At 67.4% G+C, this 23,315-nt stretch carries 29 protein-coding genes and 1 tRNA gene; 23 read left to right on the forward strand and 7 right to left on the reverse strand.

What is annotated here, in order from left to right; genetic code table 11:
• The first annotated feature begins 3 nt into the window (after window positions 1-3).
• The 12 genes from ccmA to AC3ARF_RS08405 all read left to right on the forward strand — a co-directional run bounded on the left by ccmA (window position 4) and on the right by AC3ARF_RS08405 (window position 9,113).
• Window positions 4-663 carry a heme ABC exporter ATP-binding protein CcmA gene (ccmA, locus tag AC3ARF_RS08350; protein ID WP_498926945.1) on the forward strand — a complete coding sequence of 220 codons (660 nt, stop codon included), beginning with the start codon at window positions 4-6 and terminating at the stop codon, window positions 661-663.
• Window positions 660-1,355, forward strand: coding sequence for a heme exporter protein CcmB (gene ccmB, locus AC3ARF_RS08355; RefSeq protein ID WP_498926947.1), 696 nt, complete (start codon window positions 660-662; stop codon window positions 1,353-1,355). The genes ccmA and ccmB overlap by 4 nt, the downstream gene beginning before the upstream one ends.
• Before the next feature lie 87 nt (window positions 1,356-1,442).
• A complete protein-coding gene (locus AC3ARF_RS08360; RefSeq protein WP_498926948.1) occupies window positions 1,443-2,213 on the forward strand; it encodes a heme ABC transporter permease in 771 nt (256 codons plus the stop codon).
• Window positions 2,210-2,374 (forward strand): heme exporter protein CcmD, encoded by a 165-nt coding sequence (gene ccmD, locus AC3ARF_RS08365; RefSeq protein WP_498926950.1) that lies wholly within the window; start codon window positions 2,210-2,212, stop codon window positions 2,372-2,374. The genes AC3ARF_RS08360 and ccmD overlap by 4 nt, the downstream gene beginning before the upstream one ends.
• Window positions 2,371-2,841: a cytochrome c maturation protein CcmE gene (ccmE, locus tag AC3ARF_RS08370; protein WP_498926952.1), complete on the forward strand. Its 471-nt coding sequence runs from the start codon at window positions 2,371-2,373 to the stop codon at window positions 2,839-2,841. The genes ccmD and ccmE overlap by 4 nt, the downstream gene beginning before the upstream one ends.
• A 66-nt stretch (window positions 2,842-2,907) precedes the next feature.
• The gene (locus AC3ARF_RS08375; protein ID WP_498926954.1) at window positions 2,908-4,905 is read left to right on the forward strand and encodes a heme lyase CcmF/NrfE family subunit; all 1,998 of its coding nucleotides are present in this window, start codon (window positions 2,908-2,910) and stop codon (window positions 4,903-4,905) included.
• Window positions 4,905-5,489: a DsbE family thiol:disulfide interchange protein gene (locus AC3ARF_RS08380; RefSeq protein WP_498926956.1), complete on the forward strand. Its 585-nt coding sequence runs from the start codon at window positions 4,905-4,907 to the stop codon at window positions 5,487-5,489. Before AC3ARF_RS08375 ends, AC3ARF_RS08380 begins: the two co-directional genes overlap by 1 nt.
• Window positions 5,490-5,572: 83 nt before the next feature.
• Window positions 5,573-6,079: a cytochrome c-type biogenesis protein gene (locus tag AC3ARF_RS08385; RefSeq protein ID WP_498931815.1), complete on the forward strand. Its 507-nt coding sequence runs from the start codon at window positions 5,573-5,575 to the stop codon at window positions 6,077-6,079.
• Window positions 6,079-7,080, forward strand: a complete 1,002-nt coding sequence (locus AC3ARF_RS08390; protein ID WP_498926958.1) for a tetratricopeptide repeat protein — start codon at window positions 6,079-6,081, stop codon at window positions 7,078-7,080. Before AC3ARF_RS08385 ends, AC3ARF_RS08390 begins: the two co-directional genes overlap by 1 nt.
• A 94-nt stretch (window positions 7,081-7,174) precedes the next feature.
• The gene (metX, locus tag AC3ARF_RS08395) at window positions 7,175-8,323 is read left to right on the forward strand and encodes a homoserine O-acetyltransferase MetX (protein ID WP_498926959.1); all 1,149 of its coding nucleotides are present in this window, start codon (window positions 7,175-7,177) and stop codon (window positions 8,321-8,323) included.
• Between the two features lie 60 nt (window positions 8,324-8,383).
• Window positions 8,384-8,983: a cysteine dioxygenase family protein gene (locus tag AC3ARF_RS08400; protein WP_498926961.1), complete on the forward strand. Its 600-nt coding sequence runs from the start codon at window positions 8,384-8,386 to the stop codon at window positions 8,981-8,983.
• Window positions 8,984-9,026: 43 nt separating this feature from the next.
• Window positions 9,027-9,113 (forward strand) — tRNA-Leu (locus AC3ARF_RS08405).
• 46 nt (window positions 9,114-9,159) lie between these two features.
• On the opposite strand, the gene AC3ARF_RS08410 is transcribed toward AC3ARF_RS08405, so the two are convergent.
• Both AC3ARF_RS08410 and AC3ARF_RS08415 read right to left on the reverse strand, forming a co-directional pair.
• A complete protein-coding gene (locus AC3ARF_RS08410) occupies window positions 9,160-9,432 on the reverse strand; it encodes a hypothetical protein (protein WP_498926963.1) in 273 nt (90 codons plus the stop codon).
• A 214-nt stretch (window positions 9,433-9,646) separates the two neighbouring features.
• A complete protein-coding gene (locus AC3ARF_RS08415; protein ID WP_498926966.1) occupies window positions 9,647-9,979 on the reverse strand; it encodes a hypothetical protein in 333 nt (110 codons plus the stop codon).
• Between the two features lie 111 nt (window positions 9,980-10,090).
• Here AC3ARF_RS08415 and soxR point away from each other — a divergent pair, with 111 nt between their 5' ends.
• A complete protein-coding gene (soxR, locus tag AC3ARF_RS08420; protein WP_498926968.1) occupies window positions 10,091-10,588 on the forward strand; it encodes a redox-sensitive transcriptional activator SoxR in 498 nt (165 codons plus the stop codon).
• On the opposite strand, the gene AC3ARF_RS08425 is transcribed toward soxR, so the two are convergent.
• A complete protein-coding gene (locus AC3ARF_RS08425; protein WP_498926970.1) occupies window positions 10,585-10,740 on the reverse strand; it encodes a hypothetical protein in 156 nt (51 codons plus the stop codon). The two genes, soxR and AC3ARF_RS08425, sit on opposite strands and share 4 nt — an antisense overlap.
• A gap of 167 nt (window positions 10,741-10,907) precedes the next feature.
• On the opposite strand from AC3ARF_RS08425, the gene AC3ARF_RS08430 reads away from it, so the two are divergent.
• Both AC3ARF_RS08430 and AC3ARF_RS08435 read left to right on the forward strand, forming a co-directional pair.
• Window positions 10,908-11,516, forward strand: coding sequence for a glutathione S-transferase family protein (locus AC3ARF_RS08430; RefSeq protein WP_498926972.1), 609 nt, complete (start codon window positions 10,908-10,910; stop codon window positions 11,514-11,516).
• A gap of 19 nt (window positions 11,517-11,535) precedes the next feature.
• Complete coding sequence (locus tag AC3ARF_RS08435) at window positions 11,536-12,015, forward strand: nuclear transport factor 2 family protein (protein ID WP_498926974.1); 480 nt, start codon at window positions 11,536-11,538, stop codon at window positions 12,013-12,015.
• A gap of 81 nt (window positions 12,016-12,096) precedes the next feature.
• On the opposite strand, the gene AC3ARF_RS08440 is transcribed toward AC3ARF_RS08435, so the two are convergent.
• Both AC3ARF_RS08440 and AC3ARF_RS08445 read right to left on the reverse strand, forming a co-directional pair.
• Window positions 12,097-12,534, reverse strand: a complete 438-nt coding sequence (locus AC3ARF_RS08440) for a GNAT family N-acetyltransferase (RefSeq protein ID WP_498926976.1) — start codon at window positions 12,532-12,534, stop codon at window positions 12,097-12,099.
• 99 nt (window positions 12,535-12,633) lie between these two features.
• Complete coding sequence (locus tag AC3ARF_RS08445) at window positions 12,634-13,467, reverse strand: GlxA family transcriptional regulator (RefSeq protein WP_498926978.1); 834 nt, start codon at window positions 13,465-13,467, stop codon at window positions 12,634-12,636.
• Between the two features lie 239 nt (window positions 13,468-13,706).
• On the opposite strand from AC3ARF_RS08445, the gene AC3ARF_RS08450 reads away from it, so the two are divergent.
• The gene (locus tag AC3ARF_RS08450; protein ID WP_498926980.1) at window positions 13,707-14,540 is read left to right on the forward strand and encodes a dienelactone hydrolase family protein; all 834 of its coding nucleotides are present in this window, start codon (window positions 13,707-13,709) and stop codon (window positions 14,538-14,540) included.
• Between the two features lie 364 nt (window positions 14,541-14,904).
• Here the strand turns inward: AC3ARF_RS08450 and AC3ARF_RS08455 are convergent, their stop codons facing one another.
• Window positions 14,905-15,639: an SOS response-associated peptidase gene (locus AC3ARF_RS08455; protein ID WP_498926982.1), complete on the reverse strand. Its 735-nt coding sequence runs from the start codon at window positions 15,637-15,639 to the stop codon at window positions 14,905-14,907.
• A gap of 193 nt (window positions 15,640-15,832) precedes the next feature.
• Between AC3ARF_RS08455 and AC3ARF_RS08460 the strand changes: the two genes are divergently transcribed.
• Complete coding sequence (locus AC3ARF_RS08460; protein WP_498926984.1) at window positions 15,833-16,405, forward strand: DUF488 domain-containing protein; 573 nt, start codon at window positions 15,833-15,835, stop codon at window positions 16,403-16,405.
• An 18-nt stretch (window positions 16,406-16,423) separates the two neighbouring features.
• On the forward strand, window positions 16,424-17,218 hold the full coding sequence (xth, locus tag AC3ARF_RS08465; RefSeq protein WP_498926986.1) for an exodeoxyribonuclease III: 795 nt from the start codon (window positions 16,424-16,426) through the stop codon (window positions 17,216-17,218).
• A 33-nt stretch (window positions 17,219-17,251) separates the two neighbouring features.
• On the opposite strand, the gene AC3ARF_RS08470 is transcribed toward xth, so the two are convergent.
• Window positions 17,252-17,875 (reverse strand): DNA-3-methyladenine glycosylase, encoded by a 624-nt coding sequence (locus AC3ARF_RS08470; RefSeq protein WP_498926988.1) that lies wholly within the window; start codon window positions 17,873-17,875, stop codon window positions 17,252-17,254.
• 245 nt (window positions 17,876-18,120) lie between these two features.
• Between AC3ARF_RS08470 and AC3ARF_RS08475 the strand changes: the two genes are divergently transcribed.
• From AC3ARF_RS08475 to AC3ARF_RS08495, 5 genes are all read left to right on the forward strand, one after another.
• Window positions 18,121-18,780, forward strand: coding sequence for a DUF2278 family protein (locus tag AC3ARF_RS08475; protein WP_498926990.1), 660 nt, complete (start codon window positions 18,121-18,123; stop codon window positions 18,778-18,780).
• A gap of 343 nt (window positions 18,781-19,123) precedes the next feature.
• Entirely contained in the window at window positions 19,124-19,855 is a 732-nt protein-coding gene (locus AC3ARF_RS08480; RefSeq protein ID WP_498926991.1) for a DUF3348 domain-containing protein, read from the forward strand.
• 1 nt (window position 19,856) lies between these two features.
• The gene (locus AC3ARF_RS08485) at window positions 19,857-21,953 is read left to right on the forward strand and encodes a DUF802 domain-containing protein (protein WP_498926993.1); all 2,097 of its coding nucleotides are present in this window, start codon (window positions 19,857-19,859) and stop codon (window positions 21,951-21,953) included.
• Window positions 21,950-22,594: an OmpA family protein gene (locus AC3ARF_RS08490; protein ID WP_498926995.1), complete on the forward strand. Its 645-nt coding sequence runs from the start codon at window positions 21,950-21,952 to the stop codon at window positions 22,592-22,594. Before AC3ARF_RS08485 ends, AC3ARF_RS08490 begins: the two co-directional genes overlap by 4 nt.
• A complete protein-coding gene (locus AC3ARF_RS08495) occupies window positions 22,591-23,265 on the forward strand; it encodes a DUF2894 domain-containing protein (protein WP_498926996.1) in 675 nt (224 codons plus the stop codon). Before AC3ARF_RS08490 ends, AC3ARF_RS08495 begins: the two co-directional genes overlap by 4 nt.
• Window positions 23,266-23,315 lie beyond the last annotated feature (50 nt).

The raw sequence follows: 23,315 nt of genomic DNA on the forward strand, positions 1-23,315 counted from the left end.
CCGATGACGCCTCCCGACCGACCTGCCCCGCCGCTGCTCGAAGCCCGCGGCCTGCGCTTCACCCGCAATGACGAGCCCGTCTTCGGGCCCCTCGACTTCTCCGTCAATGCCGGCGAAGCGCTGCTGGTGCAGGGCGGAAACGGCGCCGGCAAGACCACCCTCCTTCGCGTTCTTGCCGGCCTGCTGCGCGCCGACGACGGGGAGGTCGACATCGATGGCCAGCCCGCACAGGCCTCCCGCCGCGCCCGCGCCATCGCCTACCTGAGCCACCTTCCAGGACTGAAGGCCGACCTGACCGCGCTGGAAAACCTTGATTTCCTCGGCGGCCTGCAGGGCCGCCGCCGCACCCAGCTGCCGGAAAATGCCCTCGCTGTCGTCGGCCTGGCCGGTTATGAGGACGCACTCGCCCGCCAGCTCTCGGCGGGACAGAAGAAGCGCCTCTCGCTGGCACGCATGTGGCTCTCGCCGGCGCCGCTGTGGTTGATGGACGAGCCCTACGCCAACCTCGACCTCCAGGGCATCGAACTGGTCAATCGCATGGTGCAGGCGCACCTGCGGGAAGGCGGGGCTGCCCTGGTCACCACCCACGGCGCCTACGCCGCGCCGCCGGTGCGCACGCGCCTGCTCACCCTGGAACGCCGCGTCATGGAGGGCTACCGATGAGTTCCGCCCATCACGCCCCGGGGTTGGCTTCGTCCGCCAAGGCCCTGATGGCCCGCGACCTGCGCCTGTTGTGGCGCCGCCGCGGCGATGCTTTCCAGCCGGCACTGTTCGCGCTGCTGGTGGTCGTGCTGTTCGCCCTAGGCCTGGGCGGCGAGCCGCAGGCGCTGTCGAAAGTCGCCGCCGCCGTGTTGTGGCTGGCGGTGCTGCTGGCCGGACTGCTGGCGCTGGACACCCTTTTTCGCGGCGATGCCGAGGATGGCTCGCTGGAGCAGTGGATGCTGGCTCCGGTGCCGCTGGCGTGGCTGGTCGGCGTGCGCACGTTCATGCACTGGATGACGACGGCGCTGCCCCTGCTGGTCGCCACCCCGTTCCTCGGGGAGCTGCTGCACCTGCCGCGCGAGCAGTTGGGCGTGCTGATGGCCTCGCTGGCGCTAGGCACGCCTTTGCTGAGTCTGCTTGGAGCCGTGGTGGCTGCGCTGACGGTCGGCATGCGCCGCTCTGGTATCCTTGTCGCGTTGCTGGCGCTGCCGCTGTACGTGCCGATTCTGGTGTTCGGAGCGGGTTCGGTGGCGGCGTCGGCACAGGGTCTGGACCCGATCGGCGCGCTGCTGATGCTGGCCGCGGGCCTCCTGGTCACCGCCCTGCTGGCGCCTTTGGCCGCTGCCACGGCCATCCGGATCGCGCTGAATTGAGGCACGTCAACGCCCGGCCCGCCCATTGGGCGACAATGGCCCCACCCCATCGGCGCACCGCGCCTGCGCGGAGCGCGACCTGACCGCATGAATCCGATCGTTCTCTGGTTCCACAAACTCGGCTCTCCCCCCTACTTCGACCGCTTCGCCGCGCGCTGGGCGCCGTGGGGCTACGGGCTGGGCCTGCTGCTCATGGCCATCGGCACCTATGGCGCGCTATTCCAGGTGCCGGCCGACTACCAGCAGGGCGACAGCTTCCGCATCCTCTACATCCACGTGCCCAGTGCCTGGATGAGCATGGCCGTGTTCGGGCTGATGGCCCTCTATGCCGTCATCGCGCTGGTGTGGCGGATCAAGTTGGCCGAAGTCCTGGCCATGGCCTGCGCGCCGATCGGCGCGGCCTTCACCCTCATTACCCTGGCCACCGGCTCCATCTGGGGCAAGCCGATGTGGGGCACCTGGTGGGATTGGGACCCGCGCCTGACCACGGAATTGATCCTGCTGTTCCTGTACCTGGGCGTCATCGGGCTCTACAACGCCATCGACGACCGTCGTGCCGCCGCGCGCGCCGCGGGCTTCCTGGCCATCGTCGGCGTGGTGCTGCTGCCGATCATCCGCTACTCGGTCGTGTGGTGGAATTCGCTGCACCAGGGCCAGACCATCCGCGTGTTCGGTGAGTCAGCCATGGATTCGACGATGATGCCCCCGCTGTGGTGGATGATCGTCGGTACCAAGCTTTGGTTCATCGGCGCCCTGCTCGCCCGCGCCCGTGCCGACAACCTGCGCCGCGAAGCCGGCAAGTCGTGGGTGGCGGACCTGGCCGGTGTCGGCCCCGACAGCCGGAAGCGCGCCGAATGAGCTACCAGAACTACGTCATCGCATCCTTCGCGGTCTTTGTGATTGTGCTGGGCTGGGACTACATCGCCACCCGCCTGCAGATCCGCCGCGAGATCAACAACGCCCGCCAGCGCGCCAAGCGCGTGGCGGCCCGCCCGCAGTCCGACGAGTTGACCCGATGAATCCGATCCGCCGCCGACGGCTGCTGTGGATCCTCGCCCTGGTGGTGGCGGCCGGCCTGGCCGCGACCCTGGTGGCGATGGCCCTGCAGCGCAACGTCGCCTACCTCTACACGCCCAGCGAAGTGAAGGCCGGCGAAGCCGGCAAGCACGCCCGTTTCCGCTTGGGCGGCATGGTGGCCAAGAATTCGTTCAAGCGCGCCGAGGGCTCGATGGAAGCGCACTTCGATGTGACCGACGGCGACAACATCATGCCCGTCGTCTACACCGGCATCCTCCCGGACCTGTTCCGCGAGAACCAGGCGGTGGTGGCCACCGGCCACATGGACGGCGACCGTTTCGTCGCCGAGCAGGTGCTCGCCAAGCACGACGAGACCTACATGCCCAAGGAAGTGGCCGACAAGATGGGCCAGGCGCACAAGAAGCACAACGTGCCCGAACCCGCCGCCGACGCCGGGAAGGCGAATTGAGCCAGCCCGGTTGCCGCATCGCGGTCCGGGCCCCACTGACGCGCATCGCGCGCCGGAGCACGAACGATGTTGCCTGAACTTGGCCAGATCACCCTGATCCTGGCGCTGCTGGTCTCGATCCTGCAGGCCACCCTGCCGCTGGTGGGTGCCCAACGCGGCATCGCGCCGTGGATGGCTGTGGCGCGGCCGGCGGCCTACGCGCAGTTGGGGCTGGTCTCCCTCGCCTTCGTGGTGTTGACCTGGGCCTTCGTGGTGCAGGACTTCTCGGTGGCCTACGTGGCCAAGAACAGCAACTCGCTGCTGCCGATGATGTACCGCTACTCGGCGGTGTGGGGCTCGCACGAAGGTTCGCTGCTGCTGTGGGCGCTGGTGCTGGCCTTGTGGACCGGGGCCGTGGCGCTGTGGTCCAAGCGCCTGCCCGATGACGTGATTGCCCGCGTGCTGGCGGTGATGGGCTGGGTCAGCGTGGGCTTCCTTGCCTTCCTGATCTTCACCAGCAACCCGTTCGAGCGCCTGCTACCTGCCGCCGCGGAAGGCCGCGACCTCAACCCGCTGCTGCAGGATCCGGGCCTGATCTTCCATCCGCCGATGCTGTATGCCGGCTACGTGGGTTTCGCGGTGCCGTTCGCCTTCGCCATCGCCGCGCTGCTGGACGGCCGCGTGGATGCACGCTGGCTGCGCTGGACGCGGCCGTGGACCAACGTGGCCTGGGGCTTCCTTACGCTGGGCATCGCGCTGGGCAGCTGGTGGGCGTACTACGAGCTGGGCTGGGGTGGCTGGTGGTTCTGGGACCCGGTGGAAAACGCCAGCTTCATGCCGTGGCTGGCCGGCGCGGCGCTGCTGCATTCGCAAGCCGTGACCGAGAAGCGCGGCAGCTTCCGCGGCTGGACGCTGCTGCTGGCCATCGCCACGTTCTCGCTGTCACTGCTGGGCACCTTCCTGGTGCGCTCGGGCGTGCTGACCAGCGTGCACGCCTTCGCCGCCGATCCGTCGCGCGGGCTGTTCATCCTGATCTTCCTCGGCATCATCGTCGGTGGCTCGCTGCTGCTGTACGCATTGCGAGCACCGGGCGGCGATGACGAAGGCAAGCCGTTCGAAGCCAGTTCGCGCGAGACGCTGCTGCTGGCCAACAACCTGCTGCTGACCACCGCCTGCGCGATGGTGCTGCTCGGCACGCTGTACCCACTGCTGGCGGATGCGCTGGAGATGGGCAAGATTTCCGTCGGGCCGCCGTACTTCGCGCTGATGTTCATGCTGCTGATGGCGCCGCTGGTGCTGCTGCTGCCGTTTGGCCCCATCACCCGCTGGCAGCGCGAGCAGGTGTCCAAGCCGCTGGCGATGCTGGCGCCGTGGGCGGTGCTGGCACTGGTCGCGGGCATCGCGGTGTACTTCATGGCGCCGCAAGGTGCGTGGAAGGTGGCGCTGGGCGTGATGGGCGCAGTGTGGGTCGCCGCTGGCACCGCCCGCTTCGCGTGGACGCGCCTGCAGTCCAACGGCAAGCGTTTCACCGCCGAAATGACGGGCATGATCCTCGCCCACGCTGGCGTCGCGGTGTTCCTGATCGGCGCCCTGCTGGTCGAGGGCCTCAACCAGCAGCGCGAGGTGGCCGTGTCGCCCGGCAAGTCGGTGGAAGTGGCCGGCTACGAGTTCCGCCTTGACGGCGTCACCCACAGCCAAGGCCCCAACTACGAGGCCGACCGCGGCACCGTCACCGTGTTGCGCAATGACCGCGTGGTGACTGTGCTGCATCCGGAAAAGCGTGCCTACGCCAGTGGCGGCCAGGTCATGACCGAGGCAGCCATTCGCCCGGGCATCACCCAGGACCTGTACGTGGCCCTCGGCGAACCGCTGGGCGGTGGTGCGTGGGCGGTGCGCGTGCACATCAAGCCGTTCGTGCGCTGGATCTGGCTGGGTGCGCTGCTGATGATGCTGGGTGGCTTCGTCACTGCGGCCGACAAGCGCTTCCGCCGCGTGGGCACCGACCGGGTGCCAGCGCGCGCGCCTGAGCCGACCATCGCGGCCTCCCCCACTTCCCCCACGGCACCGGCCGCGGAGCCCATTTGATGAGTTCATCGCCTTCCCCCAAGCGCGGCGCGATGCGCTGGCTGCCGCTGGCCTTCGTCGCGCTGCTGGGCGTGCTGCTGGGCGTGGGGGTGCTGCTCAGCCGCAACCCCAACCGGGAAGCGCTGCCCTCGCCGCTGATCGGCAAGGCCGCACCCGCGTTCGCGCTGCCGGTGCTGCATGACCCGGCACGCACCGTGACCTCGCAGGAACTGCGCGGCGCGCCGTACCTGCTCAACGTATGGGGCAGCTGGTGCCCGGCCTGCCGCGATGAGCACCCGGTACTGACCCGCTTCGCCGAAACCAAGCGCGTGCGCGTGGTGGGCTACAACTGGAAGGACGAATCCGCCGACGCCCTGCGCTGGCTGGACGAGTTCGGCAACCCCTACTGGCTGGTGCTGGCCGACTACGAAGGCAAAGTCGCGATCGACTGGGGCATCTACGGCGCACCGGAGACGTTCCTGGTGGATGCCAACGGCATGATCCGCTGGAAGTACGTAGGCCCGCTGACCGATGACGTGATCCAGAAGCAACTGCTGCCCGCACTGCAGGAAGTTGAAACCACACCGGCAGGAGTTTCGCTGTGAGCGGGTTGCTGGGGTCGTCCGCGACGCAATGGCCCTCGTCCGTGCAACAGCCCCGGGCCGGGGCACTTGCCGCGCGGTCGCTTCTGACCATGGCATGGGCGCAGGCTATAGCGATCGCAATAACGCTGGGACTGATTTCGGCCTTCGCTGCGGCTCCGGCCCACGCGCAGGCGGCGGTCGATGCCGCGCCCATCCAGTTCAATGACAGCGCCGAGGAGGCCCGCTTCCATGCGCTGGTGTCCGAGCTGCGCTGCGTGATGTGCCAGAACCAGTCGCTGGCCGACTCCAATGCGCAGATTGCGGTGGACCTTCGCCACGAGGTGCTGTCGCTGATGCGGCAGGGCAAGACCAACGCCGAGATCAAGGACTTTCTGGTCGCGCGCTACGGGGAGTTCGTCCTGTACCGCCCGCAGGTGGAATCGAAGACCTGGCTGCTGTGGTTCGGCCCGGTGGTGGTGTTGCTGGCAGGCGCCGTGGTGGTCGCGGGTATCGTTCGCCGGCGCTCGGCGAGGGATCGCTCCCTCGCGCAGCCGGGGGCCCCCGCGCGCCGCAATCCGGCCAACGCCGCCGAAGACGATCAGGAGTGGTGATGAGTGCGTTCGTGGTGGCCAGCCTGGTGCTGGTGCTGTTGGTAATGGCGTTCGTGCTGCGTCCCGTGCTCAAGGCCCATCGCCTGACCGGCGTGGCGATGTTCGCGTCGGCGGCGGTAATGACGGGCGCGCTGTATTACGCCATCGGCACGCCGCGCGCGCTGGACCCGGCGCAACGCCGCGCCCCGCAGACGCTGGACGAAGCCGTCGCCCAGCTGGAGGCCAAGCTGGCCGACGAACCCGGCGAAATCGACGGGTGGCGCCTGCTCGCCCGCGCCTACACCGCACAGGGTCGCCCGGCCGAAGCGCGCGACGCCCTGGCCCGCGCGGTCGCCGTGGCTCCTGACGAGCCGGACCTGCTGGCCGACGCGGCCGAAGCCCGCGCCAACGCCGACAAGGACCACCGTTTCGACGACAAGGCCGTGCAGATGCTGCGACATGCGCTGGAAAAGCAGCCCATGCACCAGCGCGCCCGCTGGTTCCTCGGCATCGCCCAGCGCCAGGCCGGCCAAGCGGGCGAAGCGGCAAGGACGTGGGAGCCGCTGCTGGCCATCGTCGAGCCGAGCGTTGCCCTGACGTTGCGTCCGCAGATCAACGCCGCCCGCGCCGAAGCCGGCCTGCCCGAGCTGACCGCCCCGGCCCCGGTGGCCAGCGGCAAGGGCGTCACGGTGAAAGTGGTATTGGCCGACGCCCTGCGGGACAAGGTGCCCGCCGGCGCCACCCTGTTCGTCATGGCCCGCGAGCCGGGCGGCGCGCCGATCCCGGTGGCGGCGGAAAAACTGGCCGCGGTCCAGCTGCCCGTGGAAGTACGCATCGACGATACCGACAGCCTGATGCCTACCCGGAAGTTCTCCGACCTGGCGAAGGCCGAGATCACCGCGCGCCTGTCGGCCAGCGGCGACGCCACGCCCAGGGCCGGCGATCTGGAGGCCACGCCGGTGCAGACTGCCACCGACGTCAAGGCCACGTTGGTGCTGACCATCGACCGCATCCGCCCGTAACGGGCGCGACGACGCCCCCTTGCAGCCGCAAGGGGTGCCGTCTGCGACAATCGTCCGCTGCCCCGGCGCCACCATCCGCCCACGAGCCAACGGAATGACCGAATTCATCCCCCCCGGGACCCGCTACATCGACCTGCCCTCGCCGTTCCCGATGCGCCGCGGCGGCGCCCTGCGCGGGGGGAAGATGGCGTACGAGACCTGGGGCACGCTCAACGCCGCGCGCAACAACGCCATCCTGATCGTCACCGGCCTGTCGCCCGACGCGCACGCGGCCGCCAACGACGCCAACCCCGCCGCCGGCTGGTGGGAGGCCATGGTCGGCCCCGGCAAGGCCATCGACACCGACCGCTGGCACGTCATCTGCGTCAACTCGCTGGGTAGCTGCAAAGGCTCCACCGGACCCGCGTCCATCGACCCGGCCACCGGTGAGACTTACCGCCTGAGCTTCCCGGAATTGTCCGTGGAAGACGGCGCCAACGCTGCCGCCCACGTGGTGCGCGCGCTGGGCATCGAGCAACTGGCCTGCCTGATCGGCAACTCGATGGGCGGCATGACCGCCCTGGCCCTGCTGGCCCTGCACCCGGGCATCGCCCGCAGCCACATCAACATCTCCGGCGCGGCGCGTGCCCTGCCGTTCTCCATTGCCATCCGTTCGTTGCAGCGCGAGGCGATCCGGCTGGACCCGCAGTGGAACGGCGGCAACTACACCGACGAGCACTACCCCGAGTCGGGCATGCGCATGGCGCGCAAGCTGGGCGTCATCACCTACCGCTCCGCGCTGGAGTGGGACGGCCGCTTCGGCCGCGTGCGGCTGGACTCCGACCGGGCCGACGACGAGCCATTCGGCCTGGAGTTCGAGGTGGAGAGCTACCTTGAAGGCCACGCCCGCCGCTTCGTGCGCCGCTTCGACCCCAACTGCTATCTGTACCTGAGCCGGTCGATGGACTGGTTCGACATCGGCGACTTCTGCCCGGGTGGCTGCGACCGGGGTGAGCATCCCTCCAGTGACGCGGACACCCGCGCCGCCCTTGCCAGCATCAAGCTGGAGAAGGCGCTGGCGATTGGCGTGCACACCGACATCCTGTTCCCGCTGCAGCAGCAGCAGGAAATCGCCGAAGGCCTGCTGGCCGGCGGCACCGACGCGCGCTTCCTGCCGCTGCCCTCGCCGCAGGGGCACGACGCGTTCCTGGTGGATTTCGACCGGTTTTCACCAGCCGTGGGCGGCTTCCTGGCCGAGCTCTGACGGCCGCACCATGCGGCACCGCACATAACATCCGGCGATGAGCGGGTTACACTCCGTCATATGCAAGCCCTCGCCGATACCCTGCCCGACCTCGATTTTCCCGGCCACGACAAGCTGGTCGCCGCACTCGATGCCGCCGTCACCGCCGGTGACGAACACGCCGTGACCGCGGCCCTGCGCAGCGTGCTGTGCAGCATGATCCGCGACCGCGACGTGCAGCTGCCCGAGTGCGTGTACGACCCCATCGACGACCACTACGCCCGCCGCGAGCTGTACCGCAGCCCGACCCACGGCTACAGCGTGGTGGCCATGACCTGGGGCCCCGGCCAGGGCACCCCCGTGCACGACCACTGCGGCCTGTGGTGCGTGGAGGGCGTGTGGGACGGCGAGTTGGAGATCACCCAGTACGAACTGCTGGAACGCGATGGCGACCGCTTCCGCTTCCGGGCCGCGGGCGGCATGCAGGCCGGCCCTGGCAGCGCCGGCAGCCTGATTCCCCCGCACGAGTACCACACCATCCGCAACACCAGCGGCGACGACGTGGCCATCTCCCTGCACATCTACAAGGGGCCGATGGAGAGCTGCTCGATGTTCGTGCCGCAGGACGGCGAATGGTTCGGCCGTGCCTGCAAGGCGCTGAAGACCGACGAAGTTCACTGACCCGCAGACGGAGGCCGCGGCCTCGGCTATACTGCTCGCCCGCGCCGGAGTGGCGGAATCGGTAGACGCAGCGGACTCAAAATCCGCCGCCCTTAAAAGCGTGTGGGTTCGAGTCCCACCTCCGGCACCAGAAAAAAAGCCAAGTCTTCGGACTTGGCTTTTTTGTTGGGGCGCACTCAAGCGCCCCCTTCCTCCGGTGGAGGCTGCAATTGCACTGCCAGTTCCTCAAGGTCGGCGATCGCGGACTCCACCGCATCGTGGAAGCCTGACTGGCGGGCCATGAGGTCCTCAATCTTCTGCGCCTGCTTCAACTTGGACAGCTCACCATCGAACAGCAGCCACTGCGTAGTCAGCAGTTCGACGTTGTTCTTGGAGTAGTGCCGCATCTCCTTGAGCTGCAGCAGGGTGTCGTTGACGTGGTCCAGCGGGGACTTGGGGTCTGCGGACATGGCGAACCTCCTTGGGGGAGTGATGTCCTGAGGGTAACCATGCGAAGTTGGCGGGGAGTGAAACACGCTGACAATCGTGAAAGCGACGTCATATTGGTGAATGGGATGCGTCGGCTTCCCATGCCTCCGTAGTCGAGCGCACGCCCTGGGCGTCGGCGTCGTGCTCGTTGAAAGCGGCCACGTTGCGCGTGACCGCCGCACGATGAAGGTATGTCTAGTCGATTGAAGGGCCAACGAGCGGACGGAACTCACCGAGATCGGCCTGGACCCCGAGCCGCGCCATCAGTTGGCGTGGATCGGTACCTTCCCGGGCCCGAAACTTCATCACTTCGGCCCTGGCGGACTCAAGCGCGTCCGCGCCCGACCATTCGACAAGAGTGACGATCCGGCACGCCTCCGAACTGGAATCCTGCTCGAGCAACTGTTCCTGGACGAAACCCGGCAGTGTCCGTAACAGCTCGTGGGTCCGGTGCACTTGGGCGACGAATTCCGCTTTCGCTGCCGCTGGCACCACGAAACTGTCGACGCGGAATACTTTGGATGTCATGGCATTGTTCTCCTTGTTTGGCTGTGCGTCAGCGCCCCGAAGGCGCCGGCTTGTCAGTTGGCGAACAGCAGGGTAAAACCTCAAGCTTGGTTGAGGTCAAGAAGGTGAATCATGGCGTCCCGCTTGAAGCCCGGCGAGCTGAGTAAACCCCTCACCGTAGGCGAGGTGGCGGACCGCAGCGGCGTGGCCGTCTCGGCCATCCACTTCTATGAGTCCAAGGGGCTGATCGCGAGCTGGCGCAACAGCGGCAACCAGCGACGCTACTCGCGCGACGTGCTGCGGCGGGTGGCGATCATCAAGGTCGCCCAGCGGATCGGCATCCCGCTGGCCGCCATCCACGACACGCTGCAGTCGCTGCCACAAGGGCGAACCCCCACCGCGGCGGACTGGCGCCAGCTCTCCGAGCGCTGGCGGCAAGAGCTGGACGAGCGCATTCACTACCTGACCCAGCTGCGCGATCAGCTGAGCGACTGCATTGGCTGTGGCTGCTTGTCGATCGAATCCTGCCGACTGCGCAATCCGTACGACGAATTGTCGGAGCAAGGACCTGGTCCCCAACGGATACTCGCAGGACCCGGGTCACGCAGCGCGCCCGGCGCTTCCGGCTAGCGCGCGCTCAGCGCCGCATCGCCCCGCAACCGCAGGACCATCAGGACCACGAAGGCGCGCATGTTGACCGACCGCCGGCCGTGCAATCGGCCGCGCGCCTGGCGGTTGAGAGCCGCGGCCGACTCGCGGACCTCCGCAATGGCGAAGAACACACCGGTCGATTCCAGCGGACCCCTCGCATCATTCCGCCATCAGGAACGATCAATTGCATTTCCAGCCGATTCTCCCAGCGGGTTGAAATCGACAAAGTAGCCTGGTGTTGCGTCCCTTCCGCGCCCGGATCCGGATCCCTACCGACACCAACAAAGGAACCTGTTCGATGATCACGCTCTACGAGTTCGCCGCGTCCGGCAACTGCCACAAGGTCCGGCTGCTGCTCTCGCTGTTGGGCCTTCGGTATGAAAGCGTGCTGGTGCGCGGTAACGAGTTGGAACACAAGTCGCCAGCTTTCCTGGCCCGCAACGCCTTCGGCCAGGTGCCAGTGCTGGTCGATGGCGCGACGGTGCTGCGCGACAGCCAAGCGATTCTGCTGTACCTGGCGCTGACCCATGGCGACGGCCGTTGGCTGCCGGCAAGCCCCGCCGGCGAGGCGAAAGTCGCGGCATGGCTCTCAACCGCCGCCAACGAGGTTGCCCACGGCCCGGCGCTGCTGCGCTCTCATTATCTGTTCGGCCGGGCAATCGACGTCCCCGCCGCCGAAGCGATTACCGCCCGGCTGCTCGCCATCCTGGAGTCGCACTTCGCCACCCACGAATGGCTGGTCGAGGGACAGGCGAGCATCGCCGACCTGGCCGTCTACCCCTATCTCGCGCTTGCGCCGGACGCGCGGGTCAACTTGGCTCCCTACCCGGCTGTGCGCCGCTGGCTCGCGGCCGTGCGGGCCCTGCCCGGTTACGTCGGGATGCCCGGAATGCATGACGGCGCCTGAAACGAACGGAACAAAGAGCATGTGCCCCGCCAGCCAGACCCGCCCACCACTGCCGCCTTTCACCCACACGACGGCGATGCAGAAGGTTCGCGCCGCCGAGGATGCCTGGAACTCGCGCGATCCAGAGCGCGTCACCCTCGCCTACAGCCAGGACAGCGAGTGGCGCAACCGCGCCGAGTTCGTCAACGGCCGCCGGGAGATCACCCAGTTCCTCACCCGCAAGTGGGCACGGGAGCTCGACTACCGACTGATCAAGGAACTGTGGGCTTTCGATGGCGCCCGCATTGCCGTGCGCTTCGCCTACGAGTGGCACGACGACTCCGGCAATTGGTTCCGCTCCTACGGAAACGAGAATTGGGAGTTCGACGAGTACGGGCTGATGCGCCGGCGCTACGCCTGCATCAACGACCAGCTGATCAAAGCTGCAGAGAGGGAGTTCCATTGGCTGCTGGGACGGCGTCCAGACGAGTACCCCGCGCTGAGCGAACTGGGGCTGTAGACGACTGGGTGAGCTGGCCGGTCTTACTCGGAGCAGGCACGGGGCGTCGTCAAGCTAGCGGCGGCGGCGTATTCGCATGCTTCACTGCGTGTACCCGTCCGCTACTGCCCTCAGCGGATCCGAGAATATGGCCATCGCTGTATTCATACGACGAAAACCAAATTTCTCGTACAGCGGCTCACGGCCTGGAACCGCATACAGAATGATCTTGCGGTGGCCCTTGGAAAGCTCGACCAGTCTTTGTATGAGGTCCTTTCCGAGTCCGAGGCCCTGATAACCCGGGTGGACGACGATGTCGCAAAGGTAGGAACAGTCCACGCCGTCGGCCAGGGCGCGTCCGGCCGCAATGATCTTTCCGTCTTTCATCGCGAGGCACTTGAACATACTGTTGGCGTAGGTAGTCCTAAGCGATTCCGCGCTTTTGTTGCCAAGAGGGGCAATACGATAGAGCTCGGACATCTCGTCCCAGTCGACCGCATCAATGGATTGCGTCCACGATATCTGCATGATGATTCCCACGAAGATTGCATTTGGGTGATCTGATCGGCGAAGCAGCAGCCGAAGAAGACTGTGGCAGTGCCTGGTTCTAGGTCTGGGGGTGGGCGGATCGCACTCGCCCTAGCCCCCCACCGTGGCCGTTCTCCGAATGGTCGTTGGTTTCGTGCCCGCACTCTTCCGCATCAATCGCCGCAGAGCGGTGGCGTCCTGGTATCCAACTGCCACCGCAACCTGATCAATGGTCATCCGGCTATTCTCCAGCAGCAGCCTCGCCCGCCGTAGCTTGATGCCCTGGACCAGGCTGCTAGTGGTTTTGCCGGTCGCCTTGTGCACGTGCCTGCCCAAGGTGCGCTGGGAGACGCACAGGTCACGCGCCAACTGGGAAATGGGGGGAATGTTCGGCAAGGACTTCTCAACCCTCGTGGTCAGTTGCGCCACCAAGGCATGACCGCCGGCAAACATCTCGGGCACTACAAAAGGCGACTGGTAGTGGCGATGCTCCAGCAGCAGCGCCCTCGAAACCGCTTCAGTAAGATCCGGACCGAAGCGATCGCGAAGCAGATGCAGCATCAAGTCAGCGTGGCCGAACGCGGCTCCCGCAGTCACTACGGGGCCATCGGCACACACCATCCGGTCCGCGTCGACGACACAACCCGACGCCATCCGTGCCAGCGTGGGTGCCAGCCACCACGTCGTCGTAGCACGGCGGCCGCCGAGCAAGCCGGCGGCGTTGAGCAGGAAAACGGCCGAACAGGAAGCCGCGACCCTTCCCCCGCAGGCGACGTGACGAGCCAGGAGCCCAGCAACCGCCGTTGCCTCTGGTGTCGCCATCCGCGCCATTAGCGCCTCCGGGTCGGCAGTGCCCAATCCAGGAACAATGCAGATCGAGCGCCGTCCGCGGATGCGCCGAGGGAACCGCGCGGTCTCGATGCCGAGCCCGTCGCGCAAGGCCACCTGCCCGCCCTGCAATGAGTAGACGCCCCATGTGGGGATTGGCGCCCCTACTTTGTCAGCAAACTGCGCCGCCGCTGCGAGGATGTGCAGCTCATGGCGACACTGCTCGGGTATGCACCGTCAACAACGAGGACCTCGAAATCCTTCATGTCCGTTATCGCCCGAAAGATGTCCTATTGGACACTTCGTCTTGGGACGTGTCGAGGATGAAATGAGGGCAACCACCAGAGGCTTGACCCATGAATCGAGCTGCGCCTGCTGATTGCTTTGCCCACGATGACAACCTTGCAGATTTCCACGCGCGCGCCATCACCGTCGAAGGCACGACAAAGCGCGTGTTGGTCTCCGGGGAGGGCCCGGCGGTAATCGTCATGGCGGAAATGCCAGGGATCAGCCCCCATGTCGCCCGCTTTGCCCGGTGGGTGCGTGACGCCGGTTTCTCGGTTTACCTACCGTCGCTCTTCGGCCGAGACGGTGCCTTCCCACAGGCCGATGAGGGCCTTGAGGTCTTGCGCCGCGCCTGTGTGAGCGCGGAGTTCCATGCTCTGGGGGGTAGAGGCGCGAGCCCCGTGACGTCTTGGCTGCGCGCGCTGGCGCGGGAGGTATTGGCCGAGTGCGGGGGCCGCGGCGTCGGCGCCATCGGCATGTGCTTCACCGGCAACTTCGCCCTCTCCATGATGCTGGAGCCCGCGATGCTGGCACCGGTTCTCGCACAGCCCTCGCTTCCGCTGGATGTACCCGAGGCGATCGAAAGTGACGCCGAGGAATTGGCCGCCGTGAAAGACCTACTCGAACGTGAGGATCTCACCGTGCTCGGCTACCGCTTTGAAGGCGACCGCCACTGTCGGGCGGAGCGCTTCGCGGCGTATCAGGCTGCGCTCGGACCTCGTTTCATCGCCCGTGTCTTGCCAGACACAGCCGCTCACCGCGATCCACCTCCGTTCTTCAAGCAGGTCGTGGCAAGCCCGCATAGCGTCCTGACTGCTCACCTCATCGACGCCAGTGGAGAACCGACGACCCGCGCCCGGGATGAAGTGTTGGCCTTCCTGAGGGAGCGCCTCATTGGCGTCTAGGTTTTCCGTCATTGCTGTTGACTGTCGCGCCGCCATCAACCGACCTGCGATGCAAATGCGTCGACCTGGAAGTCCACCCACTGACCCGGTAGCGTTGGCTGGATCGCGATGGGCCGGCCGCGTGCGGCCTTGCGCAGCCGGCCGACCGGATCGTGGACCTCCCCGTATTCGTCGATATCCGATACGCCGTAGTGGACGGGAACCAGGCGGCGCGCTCCGAGATTGGTCGCCGCCGCGACCGCCTGTTGCCGGCGTCATTACGCCTGGGTCAGAAGCGGACCCCGATTGACACCGTATCAGGACCCCTGTTTGAGTCCGGAGGCGCTGCCCGGCCGCCCTACCCTGGGCAACCGACGTAGCCGCCTTAGTCGCCATCGTCGTCCCAGTCCTCCTGCGGCCCCTCCGAGGAGTGAGCCGCTTCCCCGTCCGGATCCACCGGCTCCAGCAACGTGTAATCGTCGCGTGACACATCACTGACCCGGCGACTGACCGGATAGCTCTCCAGCGAAGGAAGCAATGCGCGGCGCGCGAGCGCTCGCGGCGTAGTGAACTCTCCTCCCAGCCACCTCAATCCTGTCGCTGCATCGAGAAACACAGGCCCGTCTTGAGTCAACGGCGATGGGATCGCTGGGTTGGGGCCCGTCAACAGCGCAAAACTCAGCAGGCCCTCCTCCGCCTCGGGGCCTTCCCAGTACTCCCACAATCCCGCGGCCAACAACGCCACGCCGTCGGTTCGCTGGATGAAGCGGGGCCACGGCGGTTTGCGCTGCCGATCCCATTTGTAATACCCGCTCATCGCGACGATGCAGCGCCGCAGCTGCCACGCTTGCGCGAAGATGCGGCTGCGCGGTGCCCGCTCAAAACGCGCGGTGACCGTGGTGTAGGGCGTGGCGGGTTCCTTCGACCAGCGCGGCACCAGGCCCCATGCCATGTCCGCCACCACGGGAACGCCGTGTTTGTTGGCGGCGATCACGCTGGCCGGTTTTCCCTTGCCCACGTTGTAGCGGTCGGGCGCGTCCACCAGGGCCTGCGCCACGTCTTCCGGCAAGCCATGGGGCAGCGATTCACCATCCGCGAACGCTTGCGCGAAACGTCTCATGCCTTTCAGCGTAAGCCGCGCGGGCGTGATTCCCGCGTGCATCCGCGGCCGGGCGTATCGGCGTTCACGCGGATATCGCGATCTCTTTACGGGGCTACCCCGACCATGGTGTGAGGCGACACGGTGCATTTGCACGTACCCACACCGACTGATTGACCCCTGCGATAGGAATGAGGACCGAGGAACCCTTTGCATGACGTCACCCATCGGGAGTCCTCCCTCGAACACCGTGTGGACGGTCGGCCACTCCACGCGCCCGTGGGAGGTGTTCCTCTCGGTCCTGGCGGCCCATGGCATCCAGGCCATCGCGGATGTGCGCCGTTTCCCCGGTTCGCGTCGCTATCCGTGGTTCGCCAGCGAAACCCTGGCCACGCAGCTGCCGGCGGAAGGCATCGCGTACCGATGGCTGCCGCAACTGGGTGGACGGCGTCGGGCGCAACCCGGTTCGCCCAACGGCGGCTGGCGCAACGCCGCCTTCCAGGGCTACGCCGACCACATGGCCAGCGCGGAATTCCACGAGGGCCTGCAGCACGCACTGGATCTGGCGGCAGCGAAGAACACGGCGTTGATGTGTGCCGAATCGCTGTGGTGGCGCTGTCACCGTCGCCTCATCGCCGACCTGCTGCAGCACCGTGGCTACCGCGTGCTGCACATCCTGGACGAGAAGCCCGCCCAGCCACATCCGGGCAACCCGGCGGCGCAATCCGTCGGCGACGGCCTGATCTACCCATCGGTGCAGGGCGGTTTGTTTCCCACGCGCGGGTAACGCAGCGAGGCACAGGTCATGGCGCGCAAAAAGACGCTCAAGCTGGCCACTTTCAACGTCAACGGCGTGGGCACGCGGCTGCCGCACCTGCTGGCGTGGTTGGCCAAGGAACAGCCGGACGTGGTGGCGCTGCAGGAGCTCAAGGCGGTCGATGCGGCCTTTCCCGCCGCCGCCCTGGAGGAGGCCGGTTACCTCGCCATCTGGCATGGCCAGCACCGTTGGAACGGGGTCGCGTTGCTGGGCCGTGGGGTGGCACCGCAGGAGAGCCGGCGCGGTCTGCCCGGTGATCCCGGCGACGAGCAGAGTCGTTACATCGAAGCGGCGGTGCACGGCATCGTGGTGGGGGCGTTGTACCTGCCCAATGGCAATCCGCAGCCGGGCCCGAAGTTCGACTACAAGCTCAAGTGGATGCAGCGCTTGAACCAGCACGCCCGGACGCTGGTGGACCTGCCGCACCCGGTCGTGCTGATGGGGGATTTCAACGTCATCCCCACCGATGAGGACGTGTACGACCCCAAGGCTTGGCGCAAGGACGCGCTGCTGCAGCCCGAAGTGCGCGAGGCCTATCAGCAGCTGCTGGCACAGGGGTGGACCGATTCGCTGCGGGAGGTGTCTGGCGATGCGCGCATCTACACCTTCTGGGATTACTTTCGCCAGCACGCCGAGCGCGACCGCGGGTTGCGCATCGACCATCTGCTGGTGAACCCCGCGCTGGCGCCGCGACTGAAGGCCGCCGGCGTGGACCGCTGGGTGCGATTGCAGGAGAAGGCGAGCGACCACGCGCCCACCTGGATCGAGGTCTCCGCTTCCTGATGCCGCGCTGCGGGGAGGGATGAACCGTCGGGATCAGCCACGCGTGCGGCGCGGCCGCACCGACACGTGCAGGTGCGCGGGCACGTGCCAGCGCCACGGAAAATCCGTCGCCTTGCTGATGCCAATGCGCGGGCCCACGGTTGGCTCCGCGGGCGGCGGCGTGCCGTCGGACACGATGGTGATGCCCCGATCGCCCGTCACCAGATCGGCGCCATCGAATGCGCGGGTCAGCCCGAACGCCTGCGACAGCTTCCCGGGCCCGCTGGCCAGGTCGCGGTCGCGGCGGGCGGCGGGGCGAGCCAGGCGCATGGAGTCCACTCCAGCCAGCGGCTCGGCGGCGCGAAGCAGCACGGCGGTGCCCTCGCCCTCCTCGCCGCACACGGCGTTGGCGCCCCAGTGCATGCCGTAGATGAAGTAGACATACAGGTGCCCTGGCGGGCCGAACATGGTGGCGTTGCGCGGCGTCTGGCCGCGGAACGAATGGGCAGCCGGGTCGTCGCTGCCCGCGTACGCCTCCACCTCCACGATTCGGGCGGCGCGGCCGTCATCGCGCACCAGGATCTTGTTGAGCAGTTCGGGCGCCACCAGCGTGGCGTGACGCTGGTAGAACACGCGGGGTAGCACGGCCCAACCGTCAGCATCGTTCCGGGCAGGCATGGGCGAGGTTCCTCGGGCGGTGAGGACAGCATGGCGCCTCCCAGGTGGCCATCAGGTCAATGGGCTGGGGTCGCCCTGCCGCGTGGACGGGGTTCAGCACCCCGTCGAGGCAGTCAGCCACCCCATCACATGGGGTCGGCCACCCCATGGAGGCAGTCGGCTGGCAGGCGGTGTGGCCCCTACCGCGCCGCCCCTGCGTAGGCATGGATGCAGGCCTCATCGTCCGCCCTCAAGGAGGAGTCGTCATGGCACTGTCCAATGGCTACGCCGTTGTGATCGGTACCAAGCACAACTACTACAGGGACAATCCCGATGATTTTGGCCGCTACTACCACGGCAACCTCGAGATAGCGGCACCGGCGGGGATTTACCGCTGCGCCATCGACGTGGACCCCAAGTCCATGCCGGACGGCATCCAGTGGCGCGTCGTGAAGATCCGGCCATCTGATTTCGCGAACATCGCGTCCAAGGGCAACGGCTGGCATGCCCTGTCCTCTGCCCCGGGCACCGGCGCGCTCGATTACATCCGGGCGCCAGCCCTGCACCCGCCGCTTCTGTTCAAGCAGGTGTGGTTCCGCAGGCCGCTGTACTTCTTCCTGCATTGGCTCCGCTGGAATCCGCCATGGAACAACGGGACCGGCATCCAGGCGCTGGAAAGCCTGGAATCGGTCCTCAACAGTGGCGTGCGCTTCTTCGTGTTTGGCGAGCCGTTTTCCACCGGTGTTGGCGTCCACAACATCCACCAGAACCAGGGCGACCCGATCAACAGCCCATTCTCAGCCGAAAACGCCATCTGGCAGGACGGTGGGACGATCGTGCAGATGGCGGACGGCAGCTTTGTTGGCTTTCTCAACAAGTTCAAGACGCAGTCTTTCAAGACCGATGCCCAGGGGCGGCCCGCCTGAGTTTGGCCGCCCCCGCATGTCACTTTACCGAGGCCCGCCCAGCCTCCAATTGCCGAATGACGGCCCCGACCACATCACGCGTGGATTGCCAGTTCATGCCAGTGACAAGTCGGCCATCGGCTTCCACGTGCGAGGTGTTTCGCGCACCGTAACGGAACTGGCCCCTGCTCTGTTGCAGGCGCTGCTCGACGGTCGGCGGGGTTCAGCGGCACACGATAGCGGGACGCGACGGTGATGAGAATTGGGCGGCCATCCACCCCGGGCCCGCGACCCGACAGCCTGCCCCACCCCCGCGCCCACCCCAAAATCCGTGTAAAATCCGCGTTTTACCCGCGTAGACGTAGTGGAATCTTCCCGAAGGGCGCAGGCCCATGGCCCCGCGCTCATCCGGCTGCTGGCCCGCATGGGCGACGCCGACGCGCCCCTGCCCTCCCAATCGTTGTCGGCCCGGCTTGGCCAGTGGATCGATTGGCGCCATGCGGTGGCCCTATCGGCCGCGCTGGACGCCCGGCCATCCCCGCCCCCGAGCGAAGACAACGCCAGCGCCCACGCTGAGGACGGCGAGTGCGCGCGGGTACGTGGGGTGCTGGTGAAGGCCATCGAGGGGGATCGCGCGTTCGCCCGAGCCGCCTCGCCGCCGGGCGCACCGGGTGAGGTGGACGGGGCGGAAGGCGCGCCGCCCGACTACGCCTTCTTCCGCCAGCGTTACGTGGCCCTGCAGCAGGCGATGGAGGCGGAAGCCAGCCATCTGCGCGGGCGGGTGCGGGGCATGGCCGCGCGGCATGCGCCGTCCCTGCAGCAACTGGCTGCGATGGATGCGGTCATGGAGCGGGCGCTGGGGCGGCATGAACGCGCCTTGTTGTCCGCATTGCCCGAACTTCTGGGCAAGCATTTCGAGCGGCTTCGGCACGCCGCGCAGGGCGTCCCGGACAGCACCTCCCCTGCCCGCCCAGCCATCGCGTGGCTGGACCCGTTCCTGAAGGACATGCAGCGCCTGCTGCTGGCCGAACTCGATATTCGATTGCAACCGGCGGAGGGCCTGCTCGCGGCCGTTCGCAACACACCCCGTGGATAACATGCGCAACAACCTGCTCAAACCCGCTGTCTTCTTCACTGGCCTGGCCGCGTTGACCTGGATCGGGGCTGGCTACGTCGGCGTCAATCTGCTGGCGCTGGCCGTCGTGCTGCTCATCGCTGCGTGCTACGTGGCGGGCGCATTGGAATTGCACCGCTACCGGCAGGCCACGGCCAGCCTGGACCACGCGGTCGCCACGTTGACTGCACCCGCGCCCCATCTGGGCGAGTGGCTCGCCCAGTTGCACCCGTCCCTGCGCGACGCAGTGCGCCAGCGCATTGAAAGCGGGCGTACGCCGCTGCCGGCGCCGGCCCTCACGCCGTACCTGGTCGGCCTGCTGGTGTTGCTCGGCATGCTGGGCACGTTGCTCGGCATGATGACCACCCTGCAGGGCACCGGCCTGGCACTGGAAAGTGCGTCGGACCTGCAGGCCCTGCGCGCGTCGATCGCCGCCCCTGTCAAGGGGCTGGCGTTCGCCTTTGGTACGTCCATCGCGGGCGTGGCTGCGTCGGCAATGCTGGGCCTGCTGTCGGCCCTGTGCCGGCGCGAACGCGTGGAAGTGGCCCAGGCGCTGGACGCGGCCATCGCGACCACGCTGCGCCCGTTCTCGCAGCCGCACCAGCGCGAGGAGGCCTTCAAGCTGCTGCAGCGACAGGCCGATTCCCTGCCGGCACTGGTCGACCGGCTGCAGGCGATGATGTCGGCCATCGAGCAACAGAGCGGAGTGGCCAACGAGCGGCAGCTGTCGCAGCAGGCGGCATTCCATGACCGCACCGAAGCGGTGTATTCGCGGCTGGCATCGTCGGTGCAGCAGTCCTTGATGGAGGGAGCGGCCGAGAGCGCGCGCGCCGCGAGCACGGCGCTGCAGCCGGTGGTCGAAGCCACCATGGCCGGGATGGCTCGCAATGCGGCGTCGCTGCACGCGGAGGTGATGCAGTCGCTGCAGCAGCAGGTGGAGGGCTTGTCCACGGGTTTCCAGGCGAGCACGCGCACGGTGGCCGAGTTGTGGAGCCAGTCGCTCGCCGAGCAGCGCCAGTGCAACGACGCGCTGCTGCAGGACCTGCACGCCACCTTGGAACGCTTCACCGACACCTTCGACCAACGCTCGGCGGGGATGGTCGAGTCCGTATCGGCGCGCTTTGATGCGGCCACCCGCAGCGCCAGCTCGGCGTGGGCCGAGGCGGTGTCGCAACAGACCGCGGCTGGCAACGAGTTCGCCGTCCGCAACCAGGACGCTCTGGCGGCAGCCTCGGCGACGTTCGAGACGCATGCGGCGTCCCTGGTGCGCGTGGTGCATGAGTCGCACGCGGACCTGCAATCGACGCTGGAAGCCAAGTCCCAGGAACGCCTGGAGGCCTGGGCGGAGACGTTCGGCGCGATGACCGGTCCGTTGGTCCAGCGCTGGGAACAGGCGGGCGAACACGCCGCCAGCCGACAGCAGGCGCTGTGCGACACGCTGGCGCGCACGGCCGACACGATTGCCGCCCAGACGCAGGCACACGCGCGCGACACGATCGCGGAGATTTCGCGTCTGGTGGAAGCGGCCTCCGAAGCACCCAAGGCAGCGGCGGACGTGATCGCCGAGTTGCGCCAGAAGCTGTCCGACAGCATGGTGCGCGACACCGCGATGCTGGAGGAGCGTGGCCGCCTGCTGGCCACGGTCGAGACGCTGCTGGACGCGGTTAACCATGCATCCACCGAGCAGCGCACCTCCGTGGATTCACTCATCTCCACCACGGCGGACCTGCTCGACCGCGTGGGCACGCGCTTCACCGCGCACGTCGAGGCCGAGACCGGCAAGCTGGACGCCGCCGCCACCCGGATTGCGGCCGGCGCGATCGAGGTCGCCAGCCTGGGCGATACCTTCGGTGCAGCGGTGCAGCGCTTTGGCGAGTCCAATGAACAACTGGTCGCCCGCCTGCAGGCCATCGAAGCCGCGCTGGACCAGTCGCTCGCCCGCAGTGACGAGCAACTCGCGTACTACGTGGCGCAGGCGCGTGAGGTGATCGACCTCAGCGTGCTGTCGCAGAAGCAGATCATCGGCGAGCTGAAGCATCTGGCCGACCAGCGCGCCGCGCTCGGGACCGAAGCGGCATGAGCGTGGAGCACGACGGCGACGCCGAGTCGTCCACCGCCGTCTGGGCCGCCTTCGGCGACCTGATGTCCGTGCTGCTGGGCGTGTTCGCGCTGATCCTGGTGGGCGTTATCGCGGTGCAGATGCGCCTTTCGCACCAGTTGGACGAAGAGGTTCGCAAGCGCCAAGCCGAGGCCCAGCGCAACCGCACGCTGGAGCAGGTGCTCGCCGTACCGCTGGCCGAAGGACGGGTGACACTGGTGGACGGCCGCATCGGCATCCGCGGCAGCGTGCTGTTCGCGCTCAACTCCGACCAGTTGCAGCCCGAGGGGCGGCAGTTGCTGAAATCGCTCGCCGGCCCGTTGGCAGAGTACCTGGGCGCGCGCGAGGAGATCCTGATGGTCAGCGGCTTCACCGACGATCGCCAGGTGCGCGATGGCAACCAACAGTTTGCGGACAACTGGGAGTTGTCCGCCCAGCGCGCACTCACCGTGACCCGCACGTTGATCAACGAAGGCGTGCCGGCCTCGTCTGTTTTCGCGGCGGCGTTTGGTTCGCAGCAGCCCGTGGGGTCCAATGCCGACGAGGAAGGCCGCGCCCGCAACCGCCGCGTGGAAATTGCGCCGATGCCCAGGCCCGAAAAGGCACGCCGGAACGCACCATGAGTCAGGAAGCAGCCAGCACGCGCTCCCGGCTGGAGTCGTGGCTGGGGAACAGCGCCGATCGCAAGGACCCGATCCGTCTCCAGCGGATCGTGGCCCTGGAGCGGCGCGCGGCGACACAGGTGGGCGACGTCCGGCGCCTGCTCGATGAGCGGCTGGCGGAGCTGGTCAATGCCTATGCCGCGTACTTGAGCGCTACGACTGGCGCTGCACCGACACGCGCAAACACGGGCGAGCTGCCTGCTGCGCGCCCACCAAGCTTGCTGGCTGACCTGATCGATCACCTCGCATCGCGCGCCGCGCACCTTGATGCAGAGCCGAGTGATGCTCCGCTCTGCGACGCTCCACCGCGGCACTCGCAGTCTGGTTCCCCGGTGTTCCAAGAGCTGAGACAGATCTGTGCCGAAGTCCGCACCGAAAGCCAACTGCGTCAGGCGCTGACGCCTGCGCCGGCCGACGCAGGCCCCCTCAACTCCGCCAGCCTGGTGCATCGCGCGTTGACCCTCATGCGCGACCTGTCGCCGGACTACCTGGAGCATTTCGTCGCCTACATCGACGCGCTGTCCGGGCTGGAACCCATCTGCGCCAAGCACACGGCGCCACCGGACACCGCGCCTCGCGCCGCCAGCGGCGGAAAACCGAGCCGGGCAAAACCGCGTCGTCGCCCCGGGTGAGGCGCGACCGCGGCATCGGCGATTAGCCACACCTGGGACGTAGTGACTGC

This window comes from Lysobacter sp. KACC 24251 (assembly GCF_057747755.1).